The organism is Nocardioides sp. GCM10023255 (assembly GCF_042653125.1).
Lineage (GTDB): Bacteria > Actinomycetota > Actinomycetes > Propionibacteriales > Nocardioidaceae > Nocardioides.
In genome coordinates this window covers 1-20,005 of the sequence record NZ_JBHSHU010000010.1, presented here as the reverse complement: position 1 = coordinate 20,005, position 20,005 = coordinate 1, and the positions used below count along the sequence as shown (strand labels likewise).

The following is a 20,005-nucleotide window of genomic DNA, read 5'->3' as shown; positions in this document are numbered from 1 at the left end:
GGAGAATGGTGCGGTGATCGAGCCCCCTGGTGACGGAGAGCGCCGCCGCATCCCCGACCCCGGGTTCGCCGGCGACGACGGCCGCGTCTCCGAGGAGGTGTCGCGGGCACTCGAGGCGTACGCCGCCGACCCCCGCGCCGCCTGGGGTGACGTGCTGACGGCGCTGCAGCGCGCCAGGCTGCTGGTCCCGGTCGTCGCCGTCCTCGGTGAGGTGGAGCACGACGCCGCCGGGCTCGCCCACGACAAGTCCAGCGACATGGCCGCGGTGCTCCTCCAGGGCAACGACGGTCGGCTCGCGCTGCTGGCGTTCACGGGCACCGGGTCGCTGGTGGCCTGGAACCCCGAGGCCCGGCCGGTGCCGGTGACGACCCAGGTCGCGGCTCAGTCGGCGCTGCAGGACGGTGCGGCCGCGCTCGTGGTCGACGTCGCCGGCCCCACGACGCTCGTGATCGAGGGGGAGGACCTGCAGGGTCTGGCGGCCGGCTGGCGCCCGGCCCGGGTGGGTGGTCGTTCGGCCTGGATTCGGCCCGAGCCGGAATGATCCGCTAACATCCCGTGTTGACCGATCAGTTGCCTCGCCTGCCCTGTGCAGGTGGGGGAGCAGATCCAACAAGCGGAGATCAGGCACGACGTTCTCCCACCCGCACCGACCGCCTCGCCCCCGGGCGTCCAGGTCGTCGGGTCCGGTCCCGAGAGTCAGGTTCGGCGCACCGCGCGGAGCAGGACCCCCGGTGATGCATTTCCCTCACGGGAGAGGTGTCGCGACTGGCTTCCGCTTGATGACAAGCGGAAGCCTTTGTTGATTTCCGGGCAGGTGCCCGGACGTGCAGAGACCTCCGGCCAGATTCCCATCAGGAGGACACATCAGCACCGAGCTTCGAATCAACGACCGGATCCGGGTTTCCGAGGTCCGTCTCGTTGGCCCCAGTGGCGAGACCGTCGGCATCGTTCCCACCGCCGACGCGCTGCGCCTTGCGCAGGAGGCCGACCTCGACCTCGTCGAGATCGCTCCGATGGCGCGTCCGCCGGTCTGCAAGCTCATGGACTACGGCAAGTTCAAGTACGAGAACGCCCAGAAGGCTCGTGAGGCGCGCCGGAACCAGACGAACGTCATCATCAAGGAGATGAAGCTTCGTCCGAAGATCGACGCGCACGACTACGAGACCAAGAAGGGTCACGTCGTGCGCTTCCTCCGCGCCGGTGACAAGGTCAAGATCACGATCATGTTCCGCGGCCGCGAGCAGCACCGTCCCGAGCTCGGGTTCCGGCTGCTGCAGCGCCTGGCCGAGGACGTCACCGAGCTGGGCTTCGTCGAGTCCGCCCCGAAGCAGGACGGGCGCAACATGATCATGGTGCTCGGCCCCCACAAGAAGAAGGCCGACGCCAAGGTCGAGATGAAGGCGGCCAAGGAGAGCAAGGCCGCCGAGCGCGCCGCGCTCGAGGCCGACGAGAAGGCGGAGCGCGACGCAGCGCACGCCGCCGGTCCGGTGGCGAAGAAGAAGGAGCGCGGACGCTCCGAGAACCTCGACCCCGAGATCGAGGCCTGATCCGGCGCCTCGCCGGGTCACCCACGCTGACGACATGATCGGCCGCCCCGGTGCGGCCTGACCACGAGATAGAGAGCAGAGAGATGCCGAAGAACAAGACGCACTCCGGTGCTGGCAAGCGGTTCCGGGTCACGGGCTCGGGCAAGATCCTTCGCGAGAAGGCCGGCAAGCGCCACAACCTCGAGAAGAAGGCCTCGAAGGTGACGCGTCGGATGACGGGCACCACCGAGCTCGCCAAGTCCGACGTCTCGCGCGCCAAGAAGATGCTGGGTCTCTGACCCAGCTCGTCCTGAACCACCGCCGGTCCGTCGCGACCAGCGCACCCCGAACCAAGCAACAAGGAGTAACAACGTGGCACGCGTCAAGCGGGCAGTGAACGCCCAGAAGAAGCGCCGGGTCGTCCTCGAGCGCGCCAGCGGTTACCGCGGACAGCGTTCGCGCCTCTACCGCAAGGCGAAGGAGCAGGTCACCCACTCGCTGGTCTACAGCTACAACGACCGGCGCAAGAACAAGGGCAACTTCCGCAAGCTGTGGATCCAGCGCATCAACGCGGCTGCTCGTGCGCAGGGCATGACCTACAACCGCTTCATCCAGGGCCTGAACCTGGCCGGCGTCGAGGTCGACCGCAAGATCCTCGCCGACCTGGCCGTCAACGACGTCGCCGCGTTCAACGCGCTCGTCGAGACCGCCAAGGCCGCCCTCCCCGAGGACGTCAACGCGCCCAAGGTCTCTGCTTGATCGTGGCTCCCCTGACCTCGGGCACCCCGCTGACCGTGGGTAACGCCCGGGTCAAGGAAGCACGCAAGCTCAGCCGCCGCTCGGTTCGCGCCGAGCGGCGGCTTTTCCTTGCCGACGGCCCGAAGGCCGTGGAGGGCGCTCTGACGGTCCCTGGCTGCGTCGTCGAGGTCTTCGCGACGCCTGCCGCCACCGAGGAGTACGCCGAGCTGGCGGTTGCCGCGCCGGCGTGGACACCGGTGGACGACAAGGCGCTCGCCTCGCTGAGCGACAGCGTCTCGCCGGCCGGCGTCGTCGGGCTGTGCCGGTTCGTGGACCGCCCCCTCGGGCACGTCCTCGACCGCCGCCCCCGGCTGGTCGCGATCTGCGCCGACGTCCGCGACCCGGGCAACGCCGGCACCGTCGTGCGCTGTGCCGACGCCGCCGGCGCGGACGCGGTGGTCTTCGCCGGGCACTCGGTCGACCCCTACAACCCCAAGACCGTGCGGGCCAGCGTGGGCAGCCTGTTCCACGTCCCGTTGGCCCTGGAGCCCGACCCTGCCGAGGCCGTGCGGGCCGCCCGGTCGGCGGGCCTGACGGTGCTGGCCGCGGACGGCGCCGGCGAGGTCGACCTGGACGAGGCTGACGACCTCCTCGCAGGGCCGACCGCCTGGCTGTTCGGCAACGAGGCCTGGGGCCTGCCGGACGAGCTCGCCGCGCTCGCGGACCACCGGGTCCGCATCCCGATCCACGGCCGGGCGGAGAGCCTGAACCTGTCCACGGCCGCTGCGCTCTGCCTGTACGCCTCGGCGCGCCAACAGCGTCGGGCTTGACCTTCAGGGTCGCGCGCCGGGGCGTGCTGCCCCGTCGGTTCGCGGTGGCCGGGCCCCCTGGTCGCCGCGGCCGCAGTGTCCCTGTTCGCGGTGACCGGCGACCTGGTGGTCGCGCTCGTGGCCCAGACCCTGGTCGGCGTCGGGACGTCCCTGCTCACCACCTCCCTGCTCCCTGCGTTCGTGACCTCGACGCCACCGGGCATGCTGGCGAGGTTCCAGTCGCTACTGGGGCTGGCGCAGACCGGGCCGGTGCTGCTGGCGACGCCGTCGCTGGGCTTCGTCGCCGAGCGGGCCGGTGTCGAGCCCGCGCTCGCGGCGGTCGCCGTCCTGCTGGCGCTGACGGCCGTTCCGGCCGCGCGGCTGTCGGTCCTGACGGCCGTGGGGGAGCGGGACGGGCAGGAGCGCGCCGAGAGTCGGCCCGCCGCGGAGCGGTCGCCCACGGCCTAAGGTGAGCGCGTGACGTTCACCGACCTCGACGCGCTGCCCGACGGCGCCGTGCTCGCGGACGGGGCCGGCACGGTCACGGCCGTCAACCGCGCGGCGGGGCTCCTCCTCGGCGTCCGTCCCGAGGACGCGCTCGGCCGACCGCTGGGCGAGGTCCTGGCGCTGACGGACCAGGAGGGCCGCGACTGGCTCTCCACCAACTGCCCCTACCGCGGGCTGCGCACCCGCACCGCGGTCCCGGAGCAGCCGTGGCTCGTCCCCGACGGCAGCGAGGTGCTCGTGGTGGCCCGGATCCACCGTCCCTCCCTGGGCGCGCCGGTGGACCGGGTGGCGGTCAGCATCCGCTCCGGTCGCGGCCGTGCCCGGCTGGACCGGGAGCGGTCCGACCTGGTGGCGACCGTCGCCCACGAGCTCCGCTCGCCCCTCACCGGCGTCAAGGGGTTCGTGCAGGCGCTCCTGAACCGCTGGGACAAGCTCAGCGACGAGCAGAAGAAGCTGATGCTGACCACGGTGGCCTCGGACTCCGACCGGCTCAGCCGGTTGATCGCGGAGCTGCTCGACGTGGCCCGCATCGACACCGGACGCCTGCAGCTCTACCCCCGGCCCTCCGACGCGGCGGTCCTGGTCACCCGGGTGGTCGAGTCGGTCCGCGCCAGCACCAGCCGGCCGATCGAGCTCGAGATCCCCGACGAGCTGCCCGAGATCAGCGTGGACCCGGACAAGTTCACCCAGGTGGTCACCAACGTCGTGGAGAACGGTGTGCGGCACGGCGACGGCACCGTGCGCGTCGCGCTGGAAGCGGTCGGCACCGACGACGCGGACGGCAGCCGCGGCGTACGCCTCGTCGTCGACGACGAGGGCAGCGGGATCCCGCCCGAGATGCGGCGCCGCGTCTTCACCAAGTTCTGGAAGGACAGCGTTCGCGGCGGCTCCGGACTGGGGCTCTACATCGTCAACGGACTGGTCCGGGCGCACGGCGGGACGGTCGTCATCGACGATGCGCCGGGCGGGGGAGCCCGGATCGCCCTCACCTGGCCGAGCGAGGACCGACGGCCCTAGGCCACGCCGCCGCCGCGACCAGCGGGCAGAACCCGGTCGCGACCCGCCGCCCGGCCTTCCTAGACTTGGCGGGCACCCGTGACCGGCACCCGCCGGACGCGGCCCCAGAAGTCGAAGCCCCGAAAGGCAGTCATGTCGGGACCGAACACCGATTACGACCCCGTGGAGGTCACCCCGTTGAAGCCCGAGGAGGTCGAGGCCGCGCGCGACGCGGCGCTGGCTGCCATCGCCGCGGCCGGTGACCTCGAGTCGCTGAAGCGGGCCCGCCTCGAGCACGCCGGTGATCGCTCCCCGCTGGCCCTCGCCAACCGGGAGATCGGTGCGCTGCCACCGCAGGCGCGCAAGGAGGCGGGCCAGCGCATCGGTCAGGCCCGCGGAGCGGTCAACAAGGCGCTGGCCGAGCGCCAGGCGGTGCTCGAGGTCGAGCACGAGGAGCGGATGCTGGTCGAGGAGACCGTGGACGTCACCCTCCCCACCGACCGGTCGCCCGCCGGTGCCCGGCACCCGATCACGACCGGCGCCGAGCGGATCGCCGACGTGTTCGTCGCGATGGGCTGGGAGGTCGCGGAAGGCCCCGTGATCGAGGCCGAGTGGCTCAACTTCGACGCCCTCAACCTCGGTGCCGACCACCCGGCCCGCACCATGCAGGACACCTTCTGGACCGACCCGCAGGACCAGGGCGTCGTGCTGCGCACCCACACCTCGCCGGTGCAGGCCCGCACCATGCTCACCCGCAAGCCCCCGATCTACATCGTGTGCCCCGGCCGCGTGTTCCGCACCGACGAGTACGACGCCACGCACAGCCCGATGTTCCACCAGGTGGAGGGGCTCGTCGTCGACGAGGGCATCACCATGGCCCACCTCAAGGGCACCCTCGACCACTTCGCCGAGGCGATGTTCGGTGAGGGCATCACCACCCGCTTCCGCCCGTCGTACTTCCCCTTCACCGAGCCGAGCGCCGAGGTCGACCTGGTCTGCTTCGTGTGCCGCGGCGTCTCCGGCGTCGTCGAGACCTGCCGCACCTGCCGCGGCGAGGGCTGGATCGAGTGGGGTGGCTGCGGCATGGTCAACCCGCGCGTGCTGCGGGCCTGCGGCGTCGACCCCGACCGCTACACGGGCTTCGCGTTCGGCATGGGCATCGACCGCACCCTGATGTTCCGCCACGCCATCGAGGACCTGCGCGGCTTCTTCGAGGGAGACGTCCGCTTCACCACTGCCTTCGGAACGGAAATCTGAGCATGCGCGCCCCCCTGTCCTGGATCCGCGACCACGTCGACCTGCCCGAGGGCCTCACCGCCGAGCAGCTCGCGCACCAGCTGACCGCGCTGGGCCTCAAGCTGGAGGCGCTCGAGCGGCCCGGCCACGACATCACCGGCCCCCTGGTCGTGGGCCGCGTGCTCACGATGGAGCCCGAGCCGCAGAAGAACGGCAAGACCATCAACTGGTGCACCGTGGACGTCGGCGACGCCAACGGCACGGGCGACCCGCAGGGCATCGTCTGCGGCGCGCACAACTTCGCGCCCGGTGACCTGGTGGTCGTCGTGCTCCCGGGGGCGGTGCTGCCGGGCAACTTCGAGATCTCCGCACGCAAGACCTACGGCCACCTGTCCGCTGGCATGATCTGCTCGGCCCGCGAGCTGGGTCTCGGCGACGACCACGACGGCATCATCGTGCTGCCGGCCGACGCCGGGAAGCCCGGTGACGACGTCTTCGAGCTGCTGCACCTGCGCGACGAGGTCATCGAGTTCGAGATCAACCCCGACCGGGCCTACGCGCTCTCGCTGCGCGGCATCGCCCGCGAGTCGGCCCTCGCGCTGTCCGTCCCGTTCACCGACCCTGCCGCGCGTGCGGTGCCCGCGGCCAACGGCGACGGCTACCCCGTGGTCGTCGACGACGCCGAGGGCTGCCCGGTCTTCGTGACCCGCACGGTGACCGGGTTCGACCCGGCCGCGCCGACCCCCACCTGGATGGCGCGCCGCCTGTTCCTGGCCGGCATGCGCCCGATCTCGCTCGCGGTGGACGTCACCAACTACGTGATGCTCGAGCTCGGCCAGCCGATCCACGGGTACGACGGCGACAAGCTCGCCGGCCCGATCCGGGTCCGTCGCGCCACCGAGGGGGAGCGGCTGCGCACCCTCGACGGCGTCGACCGCGTGCTCTCGACCGAGGACCTGCTGATCACCGATGACTCGGGCCCGATCGGCCTGGCCGGCGTGATGGGCGGCGAGACCACCGAGCTGTCCGCGAGCACGACCCACGTCGTGATCGAGGCTGCGCACTTCGACCCGGTCTCGGTCTTCCGCACGCAGAAGCGTCACAAGCTGCCGTCCGAGGCGTCCAAGCGCTTCGAGCGGGGCGTCGACCCCGAGCTCCCGCCGTCCGCGGCCGACCGGGTCGCCGAGCTGCTGACGACGTACGGCGGCGGCACCGTCGAGCCCGGCGTGACCCACGTGGGCCGCGCGCCCGCCCGCCCCGCGATCGAGATCGCCGTCGACCTCCCGGCGCGCGTCACCGGCGTCGCGATCGAGCCCGACACGACCATCGGCAACCTGCGTGCCGTCGGGTGCCACGTGGACGTGGCCGGCGACCGGCTCACCGCCACCCCGCCGTCCTGGCGGCCGGACCTGAACGACCCCTACGACCTCGTCGAGGAGGTCGCACGGATCGTGGGCTACGACCAGGTGCCGTCGGTGCTGCCGACCGCAGCCTCGGGGCGTGGCCTCAGCCGTGAGCAGCGGCTGCGGCGCCGGGTCGGCCGGACGCTCGCGGGCGCGGGCTGCGTGGAGGTGCTGAGCTTCCCGTTCGTCGGCGACGGGGCGTTCGACGCTCTCGGCCTGCCCGCCGACGACCCGCTGCGACGGACCGTGCGGCTCGCGAACCCGCTCTCCAGCGAGGAGCCGGGCTACACCACCACGCTGCTGCCCGGGCTGCTCAAGGCGGGGGCCCGCAACATCGGCCGCGGCGCCCCCGGGGTGGCCCTGTTCGAGACCGGCACGGTCGCCTTCCCGGCCGATCGCGGTCCTGCACCCATCTACGGGGTCGAGCGGCGGCCCACCGACGACGAGCTGGCCCGGCTGGTGGAGGCGCTGCCGGAGCAGCCGCTCCACCTAGCCGTGGTCCTCGCCGGCGAGCGCGAGCGTGCCGGCTGGTGGGGCGCCGGGCGCGACGCCGGCTGGTCCGATGCGATCGAGCTGGTGCGCCGCCTGGCCGGCGAGCTCGGCGTCGACGTCGCCGTCGAGTCGGCTGCGCGGATGCCTTGGCACCCCGGCCGGTGTGCGCGCGTCTGGGTGGGCGGCCAGGAGCTCGGTCACGCAGGCGAGCTGCACCCCCGGGTGTGCCAGGCGCTCGGCCTGCCGCCGCGCGCGGCGGCCGTGGAGATCGACCTCGACCTCCTGATGAGCCACGCCCGGGACGTCGCCGTCGGCCCGGAGCTCTCGTCGTACCCCCTCGCCAAGGAGGACGTCGCCCTGGTCGTCGACGAGGCGGTCACCGCGGCGGCCGTCGAGGCGGCCCTGCGCGAGGGCGCCGGCGAGCTGCTCGAGACCATCCGGCTGTTCGACGTCTACACCGGCGACCAGGTCGGCGCGGGTCGCAAGTCGCTCGCGTTCGCGCTGCGCTTCCGCGCCCCCGACCGGACGCTCACCGAGCAGGAGACTGCTGCCGCCCGCGACGCCGCGGTGGCGCTGGCCGCCGAGCGCACCGGCGCGGTGCAGCGGGCCTGACCGGGTCGTGGAGCGCCGGGCCCGGTCGGCACCTGTGAAGGAGACCGTCTGACGCATGTCCGACATCCCGAGAGAAGTCGTGGCCCGTGGATCACTCGTGGCCCTCGCCAGGTTCCGCGAGGACGACGTCGAGGCCGTCCACGCGTTCGCCTCGGACCCGGTGGTGTGTCGTTACACGGGCTGGGGTCCGAACACTCGTGACGACACCCGCGCCTTCCTCGCCGGCGCCATCCAGCACTGCAGCGACAGATTCGACCTCGCGGTCCTGCGCGGAGACGAGGTCATCGGGTCCGCGTCGGTGTGGACGACAAGTCCCGTCGACCGTGTGGGCGAGCTGGGATACACGATCCGACGGGACTGCTGGGGTCGTGGCTACGCGACCGAGGTGGCGCGGCTCCTCGTCGAGCTCGGGTTCGGCCAGCTGGACCTCGAGCGCCTGGCCGCCACGTGCGACCCGGCCAATGAGGCCTCCGTGCGGGTCTTGGAGAAGGCGGGCCTTCGACGCGAGGGACTCCTCCGCGGTCTGTACCTCGTCCGCGGTCGACGCCGGGACCGACTCATGTTCGGTTGCCTCAGGGCCGACATTGCCGAGACCACGACGAGCTAGGCGTGTGGCGAGGGCAGTGCATCGGCCTGTCTGTCGGCGCACTACCAGCCGCTCGACCGGCGGGTGGGACGCCGCGGGGGAGCGGGAGCCGGTCATCGGCAGGAGATGCGCATCGTCTTCAGGAGCAGAGCGGGCCCGAGAAGCGGGACTCCCGAGTCAGGCCGTCACGTGATGGGGTGGTTGACCGCCAGCCGGAAGTGGTCGTAGACGGCCTTGTCGCCGTGCACCCGGATCTCGCTGTCGTCCCCGCGCCGCCACAGCCACGCGTCCAGGGCGCCCGCCGGCCCGTCGACCACCGCGTCGGGCTCGGTGCCCGGGTCGTCGACGACGCGCACGTCGTCCTCGTCGTGGTGCACCTCGGACTGCGGATCGGTGCCGGTGAACCGGCCGATCTGGACCCACACCGACTCCCCGGTGTCGGTGACGTCGACACGGACATGGTGGGGGAGAGGCGCGAACTCGCCCCAGGGCGGGCTGCTGCCGAACATCACGTCGAGGCACTCGAGCACCCCGTCGGCGGCGAGCTCCCTGTCGAGCGGGGTGACCGTCCCGGCGGTCAGCTCGGCGTCGAGCCGGTGGATCAGGGCCTCGTGGGCCTGCCGCCGGAGGATGAAGCCCACCGACTGCTCGGTGGCCCAGGTCCAGGCGGTCTCCGCGGGGTCGGCGGCCTCGAGCTCGCCGACGAGCGCCGCGGAGTGTTCGTCGAAAGCGGCGAGCAGGCCCTCGTGGGTGTCCGGGCGGGCCGGGCCGTCGTCGTCCTCGCCCGGGGCCGCGGGCCTGGTCCGGACGACCTCGGCCCAGAACCGCTGGACCTCGGCGAGGTGCCAGAGAAGATCGGACGATTCCCAGTCGGGGCAGCTGGGTACACGAGCAGAGGCGGGGCACGACGCCAGCACGTCGCGGAAGCGTCGTGACTCGTCACGGATGTGCCGCAGGTAGTCGGCGAACTCGAGCTTGGCCATGTCTCGCAAGGTAGCCGTGACGACCGACACACGAACAGGGCCACCCGGGGTCTACATGGTCATGCATGAATCTGTATAGTCATGCACATGACGAGGAGACGAGCCGCCGTCGCAGGCGCCAGTGGGTACGCCGGGGGCGAGCTGCTCCGGCACCTGCTCGCGCATCCCGAGGTCGAGATCGGAGCGCTCACCGGCGCGTCCAACGCCGGCCAGCCCCTGGGTGCGCTCCAGCCGCACCTGGTGCCGCTGGCGGACCGGGTGCTGGACCCGACCGACCTCGAGACGCTCTCCGGTCACGACGTCGTCTTCCTGGCGCTCCCGCACGGCCAGTCGGGCGAGATCGCGGCACGGCTCGGCGACGACGTCGTGGTCATCGACTGCGGTGCCGACTTCCGGCTCGCCGACCCCGGCGCCTGGGACAAGTTCTACGGCGGCACGCACGCCGGCACCTGGCCCTACGGCCTGCCCGAGCTGCCCGGGCAGCGCGCCCTGCTGACCGGTGCCACCCGGGTCGCCGTCCCCGGCTGCTACCCGACGGTGTCCACGCTGACCATGGCCCCCGCGGTCGCGGCCGGACTGGTCGAGCCCGACGTCACGGTCGTGGCCGCGTCCGGCACCAGCGGGGCCGGCAAGGCGGCCAAGCCGCACCTGCTCGGCAGCGAGGTCATGGGCAACGCGAGCGCCTACGGCGTGGGCGGCACCCACCGGCACACCCCCGAGATCGTCCAGAACCTCTCGGGCCTGGTCGACGGCGAGGTCCGGGTCAGCTTCACGCCGCTGCTCGTGCCGATGCCCCGCGGCATCCTGGCGACCTGCTCGGCGCCGCTCGCCGGCCCGCTGACCGCGGACGAGGCCCACGACGCCTACCGCAAGGCGTACGCCGACGAGCCGTTCGTCCACGTGCTACCGCAGGGCCAGTGGCCCCAGACGAAGTCGGTGACGGGCTCGAACGCCGTCCACGTCCAGGTGACGGTCGACGAGGCTGCCGGCCGGCTGGTGGCGGTGGGCGCGGTGGACAACCTCGCGAAGGGCACCGCGGGCGCCGCGGTGCAGTGCATGAACCTCGCCCTCGGCCTCGACGAGGGCCTGGGCCTGACGACGGTCGGAGTCGCCCCGTGAAGCTGAACCAGTTCCCCGAGACCCTCGCCGTCGTCCGGCTCGGTCCCGGCAGCGAGATCCCGGCCTGGGCCGAGTCGTCGTCGATCTTCTCGGTCACCGCGACGGCGACCGAGACCTCGGTCGTGTGCGCCGGGCGCAGCGTGCCGACCAAGGCCGTCCACCACAAGCCGTTCACGGCGTTCGCCGTCGAGGGCCCGCTCGACTTCGCCCTGACCGGCGTGCTCGTCGAGCTGCTGACCCCGCTGGCGGAGGCCGAGATCAGCGTGTTCACGCTCTCCACCTTCGACACCGACTGGGTCCTCGTCCCCACCGCGGACGCGGCGCGCGCCGCCGAGGCCTGGCGCGACGCCGGGCACGAGGTGGAGGCCGCGGTTCCCGTGACCCCGAGCAGCGGAAGGAAGGGCAAGAAGTGAGCGTCACCTCCCCCCGTGGCTTCCGGGCCAGCGGCGTACCCGCCGGCCTGAAGTCGACCGGAGCCAAGGACGTCGCGCTGGTCGTCAACGACGGGCCCACCCACGACTCCGCGACCGTGTTCACCAGCAACCGCTGCAAGGCCAACCCGGTGCTGTGGAGCCAGGAGGTCGTCAAGGACGGCACGGTGCGTGCCGTCGTGCTGAACTCCGGCGGCGCCAACTGCTACACCGGCGCCGAGGGCTTCCAGACGACGCACGCAGTGGCCGAGCAGGTGGCGTCGAACCTGGGCATCGGTGCCGTCGACGTCGTCGTCTGCTCGACCGGTCTCATCGGTCTCACCAACCCCCGGCAGAACCTCCTCGACGGGGTCGACGCGGCGTACGCCGCCCTCGGCGACCATGGTGCGGACGCCGCCGAGGCGATCATGACGACCGACTCGGTCAGCAAGCAGGTCGTGGTCGAGGGCGCCGGCTGGTCGATCGGCGGGATGGCCAAGGGCGCCGGCATGCTCGCCCCCCAGCTGGCGACGATGCTGGTGGTGCTCACCACCGATGCCGTCGTCCCGGCCGCCGACCTCGACACCGCGCTGCGCGCGGCGACGCGGGTCTCCTTCGACCGGCTCGACTCCGACGGCTGCATGTCGACCAACGACACCGTCACGGTGATGGCCAGCGGGGCCAGTGGCATCACGCCGTCCCTGCCGGACTTCACCGAGGCGCTGACCCAGGCCTGCACCGACCTGGCGATGCAGCTGCTGCGCGACGCCGAGGGCGCTGACCACGAGATCGCGATCACCGTGCTCAACGCGGCCACTGAGGACGACGCGGTCGCGGTCGGTCGCAGCGTGGCCCGCAGCAACCTCTTCAAGGCCGCGGTCTTCGGCAACGACCCCAACTGGGGCCGGGTGCTCGCCAGCATCGGCACGACCGACGCGGCCTTCGACCCCGCCGACCTCGACGTCGCCATGAACGGGGTGTGGGTCTGCAAGCAGTCCACGCCGCACGCCGACCCGTCGACGGTCGACCTGAAGCCCCGCGAGGTCAGCGTGACCATCGACCTCAAGGCGGGCGCCGAGCGCGCGACCGTCTGGACCAACGACCTCACCCACGCCTACGTCCACGAGAACAGCGCCTACTCCTCATGAGCGACGACAAGACCCTGCCCGCAGAGCTGCACCCGGACGGCAAGATCCACCAGCCGAAGCCGGCGGACCCCGCCAAGGCCGAGACCCTGGCCGGCGCCCTGCCCTGGCTCAAGCGCTACCACCACAAGATCGTGGTGGTGAAGTACGGCGGCAACGCCATGACCGACGACAGCCTCAAGCGTGCCTTCGCCGAGGACATCGCCTTCCTCCGGTTCGCCGGGTTCAAGCCCGTCGTGGTGCACGGCGGCGGCCCCCAGATCTCCACGATGCTGGACCGGCTCGGGATCGAGTCGGAGTTCCGCGGCGGCCTGCGGGTCACCACGCCGGAGGCGATGGACGTCGTGCGGATGGTGCTGGTCGGCCAGGTGCAGCGTGAGCTCGTCGGCCTGATCAACGAGCACGGCCCGCTGGCCGTCGGGCTCTCCGGTGAGGACGCCGGCCTGTTCACCGCCGAACCCACCAACACCGTGGTCGACGGCGAGGAGGTCGACCTCGGCCTGGTGGGCGAGGTCGCGCACGTGCGCCCCGAATCGGTGGTCGACCTGATCGAGGCCGGTCGCATCCCGGTCGTCTCGAGCGTGGCCCCCGACATCGACGGGCGGGTGCACAACGTCAACGCCGACACCGCGGCAGCGGCGCTCGCCGCCGCGCTGGGCGCGGAGAAGCTGCTCGTGCTCACCGACGTGGAGGGGCTCTTCCGTGACTGGCCCGACAGCGACGACGTGATCTACGAGATCAGCCCCGAGTCGCTCGCCGAGCTGATGCCCACGCTGGCGAGCGGGATGGTGCCGAAGATGGGTGCCTGCCTCAAGGCCGTCCAGGAGGGCGTCCCGCGCGCGACGGTCGTCGACGGCCGCGAGCCGCACGCCGTCCTGCTCGAGCTCTTTACCGACGAGGGCGTCGGCACGCAGGTGCTGCCCGGGGTGACCACCAAGATCAGGAAGGCCAGAAGGTGACGGACCAGCCGCTGCAGAAGACCTGGCAAGACCGGTACGCCGGTGCGCTGATGAACACCTTCGGCCCGCCCAAGCTCACGCTGGTCCGCGGGCAGGGCGCCCACGTCTGGGACGCCGACGGCAAGGAGTACGTCGACCTCCTCGGCGGCATCGCCGTGAACTCGCTGGGCCACGCCCATCCCTCGCTGGTCGAGGCGGTGACCGGGCAGCTCGGCACGCTCGGCCACATCTCCAACTTCTTCGCCAGCGAGCCGCAGGTCCGGCTGGCCGAGAGGCTGCTCTCGCTCCTCGGGGCGGAAGGCCGGGTGTTCTTCGCCAACTCCGGCGCGGAGGCCAACGAGGCCGCCTTCAAGCTCAGCCGCCGCACCGGCCGCACTCACGTCGTGGTCGCCGAGGGCGGCTTCCACGGCCGCACCATGGGCGCGCTGGCCCTCACCTCGAAGGAGGCCTACAGGACCCCGTTCGAGCCACTGCCCGGCGACGTCACCTTCGTGCCGTACGGCGACGCCGACGCGCTGGCCGCCGCCGTCACCGACGAGACCGCGGCGGTGCTGCTCGAGCCCGTCCAGGGCGAGGCCGGCGTCGTGGTGCCCCCGGCCGGCTACCTGGCGGCCGCCCGCGAGGTCGCGACGCAGCACGGCGCACTCCTCTGGCTCGACGAGGTGCAGACCGGCATCGGTCGCACCGGGCGCTGGTTCGCCCACGAGACGTCCGGTGTCACGCCCGACCTGGTCACGGTGGCCAAGGGCCTCGCCGGCGGGATCCCCATCGGCGCGTGCATCGCCCTGGGCGAGGCGGGGAGCCTGCTGCAGCCGGGCAACCACGGCACCACCTTCGGCGGCAACCCGGTGGCCTGCGCCGCCGCGCTCGCGGTCATCGACACGATCGAGGACGACGGCCTCCTCGCCCACGTCACCGAGGTCGGCCGGCTGCTGCGCGACGGCCTCGCTGCCGACCCGCGGGTCACCGAGGTGCGCGGCGAGGGGCTGCTCATCGGGCTCGACCTGGCCGCGGAGAAGTCCGCCGAAGTCACCGCCGCCGCGCTGCGGCAGGGCTTCATCATCAACAACCCGACGCCGCAGCGGATGCGGCTCGCACCCCCGCTGGTGCTGACGCGGGCTGACGTCGACGCGTTCCTGGCCGCCTGGCCGGCGATCCTCGACGAGGGCATGGGGGAGGCGCCATGACCCGGCACTTCCTGCGCGACGACGACCTGACCCCGGCCGAGCAGGCCCGGGTGCTCGATCTCGCGGCCGAGCTCAAGGCGGCGCCGTACCGCACCCCCGGTCCGCTCGCCGGCCCCCGCACCGTGGCGATGGTCTTCGACAAGCCGACCCTGCGCACCCAGGCCTCGTTCGCTGCCGGGATCGCCGAGCTCGGAGGCTTCCCGATGCTCGTCGACGGCGCGCTCGCCGGCATCGGTGTACGCGAGTCCGTCGAGGACGTCGCCCGGGTGCTCGGCCGGCAGGCCTCCGCCATCGTGTGGCGCACGTTCGAGCAGGCCAGGCTGGAGACGATGGCCGCCTGGGCCGGCGTCCCGGTCGTGAACGCCTTGACCGACGACTTCCACCCCTGCCAGCTGCTGGCCGACCTGCTGACGGTCCGGGAGCACAAGGGGGACCTGGCCGGCCTGACCGTCGCCTTCGTCGGCGACGGGGCCTGCAACATGGGCAACTCCTGGCTGCTGGCCGGCGCGACGGCCGGCATGCACGTGCGGGTCAGCTCCCCGCAGGGCTACGAGCCGGGCGTCGACATGGTCGACGCCGCGGCCAAGATCGCCGCGGGCACCGACGGCTCGGCCGTGCTCGTGCCCGACCCCGAGGTCGCCGTCGCAGGCGCCGACGTGGTCGTCACCGACACCTGGGTCTCGATGGGCAAGGAGTCCGAGGCCGTGCAGCGCGCCGAGGTGTTCGCGGCCCACCGGGTCACCGAGCGGCTGATGGCCGGGGCGAGGCCCGACGCCGTCGTCCTGCACTGCCTGCCGGCGTACCGCGGCAGGGAGATCGACGCCGCGGTGCTCGACGGCCCGCAGAGCGTGGTGTGGGACGAGGCGGAGAACCGGCGCCACGTGCAGAAGGCGGTGCTCACCTGGCTGCTGGAGGCGCCCGATGAGTGACGCGTCCCTGCGGCCCACGACCAAGAACGCCCGGCACCGGCGCATCGTCGAGCTGGTCACCCAGCACGAGGTGCGCTCGCAGGGTGAGCTCGCCGACCTCCTCGCGGAGAGCGGGCTCCGGGTCACGCAGGCGACGCTGTCACGAGACCTGGTCGAGCTCGACGCCGTCAAGATCCGCACCGCCACCGGCGCGCTGGTCTACGCCGTGCCCGCCGAGGGCGGGGACCGGCGGCCCGCCGCGCCCGGGGAGACCGCGGCCGCGACCCACCGGCTGGGCCGCATGCTCGAGGAGCTGCTGGTCAGCGCCGAGGCGAGCGCCAACATGGTCGTGCTGCGCACCCCGCCCGGCGCGGCCCAGTACCTCGCCTCCGCGTTCGACCGGTCCGAGCTGCCCGACCTGCTGGGGACCATCGCCGGTGACGACACCGTGCTCCTCATCAGCCGCGACCCCGTGGGCGGCGACGGCCTGGCCCGACGAATCCTGGCGCTGGCCGACAGCCACACGTCGCCGGCGCCCTGACCCACACCCGTCCCGACGGCCGACCCGGTCGGGCCCGTCGACACCCCCGAACCCAAGGAATCACTCATGAGCAAGGTCCTGACCTCCCTCCCGAAGGGCGAGCGCGTCGGCATCGCGTTCTCCGGCGGCCTCGACACCTCGGTGGCGGTGGCCTGGATGCGGGCCAAGGGCGCCGTGCCGTGCACCTACACCGCCGACATCGGGCAGTACGACGAGCCCGACATCTCCGGGGTCCCCGCGCGCGCCCTGCAGTACGGCGCGGAGATCGCCCGCGCGGTGGACTGCCGCACCCAGCTGGTCGAGGAGGGCCTGGCTGCGATCGCGTGCGGCGCCTTCCACATCCGCTCCGGCGGTCGCGCGTACTTCAACACCACGCCGCTGGGCCGCGCCGTCACCGGCACGATGCTGGTCCGCGCCATGCACGAGGACGGCGTCGACATCTGGGGCGACGGCTCGACGTTCAAGGGCAACGACATCGAGCGGTTCTACCGCTACGGCCTGCTCGCCAACCCGGCGCTGCGCATCTACAAGCCGTGGCTGGACACCGACTTCGTCCACGAGCTCGGCGGCCGCACCGAGATGAGCCAGTGGCTCACCGAACGTGACCTGCCCTACCGCGACAGCCAGGAGAAGGCGTACTCCACCGACGCCAACATCTGGGGCGCCACCCACGAGGCCAAGACCCTGGAGCACCTCGACGTCTCCCTGGAGACGGTCGAGCCGATCATGGGCGTGAAGTTCTGGGACCCCTCGGTGGAGATCCCCACAGAGGACGTCACGATCCGCTTCGAGGCGGGCCGGCCGGTGGCGATCAACGGCAAGCACTACGACGACGCGGTCGAGCTGGTCCACGAGGCCAACGCGATCGGCGGTCGGCACGGGCTCGGCATGTCCGACCAGATCGAGAACCGGATCATCGAGGCCAAGTCCCGCGGCATCTACGAGGCGCCGGCGATGGCCCTGCTGTGGATCGCCTACGAGCGGCTGCTCAACGCCGTGCACAACGAGGACACCATCGCCAACTACCACGCGGAGGGCCGGCGTCTCGGCGTCCTGCTCTACCAGGGTCGCTGGCTCGACCCGCAGGCGCTGATGCTGCGCGAGTCCATCCAGCGCTGGATCGCCTCGCTGGTCACCGGCGAGGTCACGCTCCGCCTGCGGCGCGGCGAGGACTACACGATCGTGCGCACCTCGGGCGACCACTTCTCCTACCACCCGGACAAGCTGTCGATGGAGCGCACCCACAACGCCGCGTTCGGACCGCTCGACCGGATCGGCCAGCTGACGATGCGCAACCTCGACATCGCCGACTCCCGCGACAAGCTCGAGGCGTACGCCGCGCAGCCGCTGGACCAGGGCCAGGTCCTCGTCGAGAACGGCACCCTGTACGGCGAGCTCGAGCCGGGTGGCTACGCGCGGATCGCGCAGAACCCCGCGGCGGAGGGGGACACCGGCGACCAGGCCCTCGACAATGCGGCCATGGAGTTCGGTACCGACTGATGGGGACCACCAACGAGGGCAAGCTGTGGGGCGGCCGGTTCGCGGGCGGTCCCTCCCCGGAGCTCGAGGCGCTGTCCCGGTCGACCCACTTCGACTGGCGGCTGACCCCCTACGACCTGGCCGGCTCCCACGCCCACGCCAACGTGCTGCACGCCGCCGGCCTGCTGACCGACGCCGACCTCGCCGAGCTGCACCGCGGCCTGGACGCGCTGGGGGAGAGGTACGCCGACGGCTCGCTGCGGCCCGACCCCTCCGACGAGGACGTGCACGGTGCGCTGGAGCGGCTGCTGCTCGAGGAGGTCGGGCCGGAGATCGGCGGCCGGCTGCGCGCCGGCCGGAGCCGCAACGACCAGGTGGCCACGCTGTTCAAGGCGTTCCTGCGCGACCACGCCGCGGTCGTCGCCGGCCAGGTCCTCGACCTGGTCGAGGCGCTGGCCACGCAGGCGCGCGGTCACCTCGACGTCATCATGCCGGGGCGCACGCACCTCCAGCACGCGCAGCCGGTGCTGCTGGCCCACCACCTGCTGGCGCACGCCTGGCCGCTGGTGCGTGACGTCGACCGGTTGCGCGACTGGGACGCACGGGTGGCCGCGGAGTCGCCGTACGGCTCGGGAGCTCTCGCCGGCTCGAGCCTGGGCCTGGACCCGGAGGCGGTCGCCGCCGAGCTGGGCTTCACCGGATCCAGCGCCAACTCCATCGACGGCACCGCGGCGCGCGACTTCGTGGCCGAGTTCGCCTTCGTGACCGCGATGGTGGGCGTGGACGTGAGCCGGTTCGCGGAGGAGGTCATCCTCTGGTCGACCCGGGAGTTCGACTTCGTGACGCTCCACGACTCCTGGTCGACGGGGTCGAGCATCATGCCGCAGAAGAAGAACCCCGACATCGCCGAGCTCGCCCGCGGCAAGGCGGGCCGCCTGATCGGCAACCTGAGCGGGGTCATGGCGACGCTGAAGGCGCTGCCGCTGGCCTACAACCGCGACCTCCAGGAGGACAAGGAGCCGGTGTTCGACTCCGTCGACACCCTCGAGGTCCTGCTGCCGGCGTTCACCGGGATGGTCGCCACGCTCACCTTCAACGCCGCGCGGATGGCCGAGCTCGCCCCCCAGGGGTTCTCGCTGGCAACGGACGTCGCGGAGTGGCTGGTGCGTGAGGGCGTGCCGTTCCGGGTCGCCCACGAGGTGGCCGGCGCGTGCGTCCGCCGCTGCGAGGAGCTGGGCGTCGAGCTGCACCAGCTGACCGACGAGCAGTTCGCCGAGATCTCCCCGCACCTGACTCCGTCCGTGCGCGACGTGCTGACCGCCGAGGGTTCGGTGGCCTCGCGAAACGGGCGTGGCGGCACCGCCCCCGAGCGGGTCCGCGAGCAGCTGGACGAGCTCACCCGTGCCGTCGCCGCGCACCGCGACCGCCTGGGTTCCTGAGGTCGCGAGCCGATGGCTGGGACGGACGAGCTGCGTGAGCTGCTCGCGGGGCCGGCGCTCGAGGTCGCCCCGCTGCTGCTCGGCGCGGTGCTCCGGCACGGAGAGGTGGCGGTCCGGCTCACCGAGGTCGAGGCGTACGCCGGGCCGGACGACCCGGGGTCGCACGCCTACCGGGGCCGTACGCCGCGCAACGCGACGATGTTCGGCCCGCCCGGACACCTGTACTGCTACTTCACCTACGGCATGCACGTGTGCAGCAACGTCGTTTGCGGGCCCGAGGAGCAGGCGAGCGCGGTGCTGGTCCGGGCCGGCGAGGTCGTCGAGGGGATCGAGGTCGCGCGCTCGCGCCGGCCGGGGGCGGCGGACCGGGACCTCGCCCGGGGGCCCGCGCGGCTCTGCCGGGCGCTGGGCATCGAGCTGGCGCACGACGGGGTCGACCTCACGGTGTCCGGCGAGCTGTCCCTGACGGTGTCGGAGCCGGTCGCGGAGTGCTCCACCGGCCCTCGGGTCGGACTGCGGGGAGCGCCGGAGCGGCCCTGGCGGTTCTGGGTCCCGGGGGAGCGGAGCGTCTCCGCCTACCGACCCGCCAAGCCTCGCTGAGGCGCTCCTATACCCCCTCGACGACCGTCGCATGCGCGAACACGAGAACCGGTTTTGGCACTCGGCCGAGGCGCTGCTACTGTTCTTCTCGTCGCGGCAAGCGGCTCCCACACCAGGCTGAGAGGCCAGAACGGCGTGGTTGCGGCGTGCCCCGACCAGGAGCTTCGAGATGTGAGCGTCCGGCCCGGTCAGCCCCGAGTTGACGAGCAGGATCCGAACCGGTAAGTTTCTGCAGGTTGCCCCGCCGCTGGCCCGCAAGGGTCAGGACGGTGTGCGTCTGATTCTTGAGAACTCAACAGTGTGTCATAGTCGACGAATTAGTTTGTAATG

21 protein-coding genes are annotated in these 20,005 nt (G+C 72.3%); 20 read left to right on the top strand and 1 reads right to left on the bottom strand.

Features of this window, described 5'->3' with window-relative positions:
* Window positions 1-13 precede the first annotated feature (13 nt).
* From ACFO9I_RS16670 to ACFO9I_RS16625, 10 genes are all read left to right on the top strand, one after another.
* The gene (locus ACFO9I_RS16670; protein WP_379182845.1) at window positions 14-541 is read left to right on the top strand and encodes an SseB family protein; all 528 of its coding nucleotides are present in this window, start codon (window positions 14-16) and stop codon (window positions 539-541) included.
* A 283-nt stretch (window positions 542-824) separates the two neighbouring features.
* A complete protein-coding gene (infC, locus tag ACFO9I_RS16665) occupies window positions 825-1,547 on the top strand; it encodes a translation initiation factor IF-3 (RefSeq protein WP_379182843.1) in 723 nt (240 codons plus the stop codon).
* A gap of 83 nt (window positions 1,548-1,630) precedes the next feature.
* Window positions 1,631-1,825: a 50S ribosomal protein L35 gene (rpmI, locus tag ACFO9I_RS16660; protein ID WP_379182841.1), complete on the top strand. Its 195-nt coding sequence runs from the start codon at window positions 1,631-1,633 to the stop codon at window positions 1,823-1,825.
* A 73-nt stretch (window positions 1,826-1,898) separates the two neighbouring features.
* Window positions 1,899-2,285, top strand: coding sequence for a 50S ribosomal protein L20 (gene rplT, locus ACFO9I_RS16655; protein ID WP_379182839.1), 387 nt, complete (start codon window positions 1,899-1,901; stop codon window positions 2,283-2,285).
* On the top strand, window positions 2,282-3,094 hold the full coding sequence (locus tag ACFO9I_RS16650) for a TrmH family RNA methyltransferase (protein ID WP_379182837.1): 813 nt from the start codon (window positions 2,282-2,284) through the stop codon (window positions 3,092-3,094). The genes rplT and ACFO9I_RS16650 overlap by 4 nt, the downstream gene beginning before the upstream one ends.
* 90 nt (window positions 3,095-3,184) lie before the next feature.
* The gene (locus tag ACFO9I_RS16645) at window positions 3,185-3,541 is read left to right on the top strand and encodes a hypothetical protein (RefSeq protein ID WP_379182835.1); all 357 of its coding nucleotides are present in this window, start codon (window positions 3,185-3,187) and stop codon (window positions 3,539-3,541) included.
* Window positions 3,542-3,550: 9 nt separating this feature from the next.
* Window positions 3,551-4,597, top strand: a complete 1,047-nt coding sequence (locus ACFO9I_RS16640; RefSeq protein ID WP_379182834.1) for an ATP-binding protein — start codon at window positions 3,551-3,553, stop codon at window positions 4,595-4,597.
* A 132-nt stretch (window positions 4,598-4,729) separates the two neighbouring features.
* On the top strand, window positions 4,730-5,833 hold the full coding sequence (pheS, locus tag ACFO9I_RS16635) for a phenylalanine--tRNA ligase subunit alpha (RefSeq protein WP_379182832.1): 1,104 nt from the start codon (window positions 4,730-4,732) through the stop codon (window positions 5,831-5,833).
* Window positions 5,834-5,835: 2 nt separating this feature from the next.
* Entirely contained in the window at window positions 5,836-8,319 is a 2,484-nt protein-coding gene (gene pheT / locus ACFO9I_RS16630; protein ID WP_379182830.1) for a phenylalanine--tRNA ligase subunit beta, read from the top strand.
* Window positions 8,320-8,374: 55 nt separating this feature from the next.
* Window positions 8,375-8,926, top strand: coding sequence for a GNAT family N-acetyltransferase (locus tag ACFO9I_RS16625; protein ID WP_379182828.1), 552 nt, complete (start codon window positions 8,375-8,377; stop codon window positions 8,924-8,926).
* 164 nt (window positions 8,927-9,090) lie between these two features.
* On the opposite strand, the gene ACFO9I_RS16620 is transcribed toward ACFO9I_RS16625, so the two are convergent.
* Window positions 9,091-9,888, bottom strand: a complete 798-nt coding sequence (locus ACFO9I_RS16620) for a maleylpyruvate isomerase N-terminal domain-containing protein (RefSeq protein ID WP_379182826.1) — start codon at window positions 9,886-9,888, stop codon at window positions 9,091-9,093.
* A gap of 81 nt (window positions 9,889-9,969) precedes the next feature.
* Between ACFO9I_RS16620 and argC the strand changes: the two genes are divergently transcribed.
* The 10 genes from argC (at window position 9,970) to ACFO9I_RS16570 (ending at window position 19,675) form a co-directional block, all read left to right on the top strand.
* A complete protein-coding gene (argC, locus tag ACFO9I_RS16615) occupies window positions 9,970-11,007 on the top strand; it encodes an N-acetyl-gamma-glutamyl-phosphate reductase (RefSeq protein ID WP_379182824.1) in 1,038 nt (345 codons plus the stop codon).
* On the top strand, window positions 11,004-11,420 hold the full coding sequence (locus tag ACFO9I_RS16610; protein ID WP_379182822.1) for an ACT domain-containing protein: 417 nt from the start codon (window positions 11,004-11,006) through the stop codon (window positions 11,418-11,420). The genes argC and ACFO9I_RS16610 overlap by 4 nt, the downstream gene beginning before the upstream one ends.
* Window positions 11,417-12,565 (top strand): bifunctional glutamate N-acetyltransferase/amino-acid acetyltransferase ArgJ, encoded by a 1,149-nt coding sequence (gene argJ / locus ACFO9I_RS16605; RefSeq protein WP_379182820.1) that lies wholly within the window; start codon window positions 11,417-11,419, stop codon window positions 12,563-12,565. The genes ACFO9I_RS16610 and argJ overlap by 4 nt, the downstream gene beginning before the upstream one ends.
* Window positions 12,562-13,521 carry an acetylglutamate kinase gene (gene argB / locus ACFO9I_RS16600; RefSeq protein WP_379182818.1) on the top strand — a complete coding sequence of 320 codons (960 nt, stop codon included), beginning with the start codon at window positions 12,562-12,564 and terminating at the stop codon, window positions 13,519-13,521. The genes argJ and argB overlap by 4 nt, the downstream gene beginning before the upstream one ends.
* A complete protein-coding gene (locus tag ACFO9I_RS16595; protein ID WP_379182816.1) occupies window positions 13,518-14,708 on the top strand; it encodes an acetylornithine transaminase in 1,191 nt (396 codons plus the stop codon). Before argB ends, ACFO9I_RS16595 begins: the two co-directional genes overlap by 4 nt.
* A complete protein-coding gene (argF, locus tag ACFO9I_RS16590; RefSeq protein ID WP_379182814.1) occupies window positions 14,705-15,637 on the top strand; it encodes an ornithine carbamoyltransferase in 933 nt (310 codons plus the stop codon). Before ACFO9I_RS16595 ends, argF begins: the two co-directional genes overlap by 4 nt.
* Window positions 15,630-16,157: an arginine repressor gene (locus ACFO9I_RS16585; protein WP_379182812.1), complete on the top strand. Its 528-nt coding sequence runs from the start codon at window positions 15,630-15,632 to the stop codon at window positions 16,155-16,157. Before argF ends, ACFO9I_RS16585 begins: the two co-directional genes overlap by 8 nt.
* 66 nt (window positions 16,158-16,223) lie before the next feature.
* The gene (gene argG, locus ACFO9I_RS16580) at window positions 16,224-17,657 is read left to right on the top strand and encodes an argininosuccinate synthase (protein WP_379182810.1); all 1,434 of its coding nucleotides are present in this window, start codon (window positions 16,224-16,226) and stop codon (window positions 17,655-17,657) included.
* The gene (gene argH / locus ACFO9I_RS16575) at window positions 17,657-19,075 is read left to right on the top strand and encodes an argininosuccinate lyase (RefSeq protein ID WP_379182809.1); all 1,419 of its coding nucleotides are present in this window, start codon (window positions 17,657-17,659) and stop codon (window positions 19,073-19,075) included. Before argG ends, argH begins: the two co-directional genes overlap by 1 nt.
* Before the next feature lie 12 nt (window positions 19,076-19,087).
* The gene (locus tag ACFO9I_RS16570; RefSeq protein WP_379182807.1) at window positions 19,088-19,675 is read left to right on the top strand and encodes a DNA-3-methyladenine glycosylase; all 588 of its coding nucleotides are present in this window, start codon (window positions 19,088-19,090) and stop codon (window positions 19,673-19,675) included.
* Window positions 19,676-20,005 lie beyond the last annotated feature (330 nt).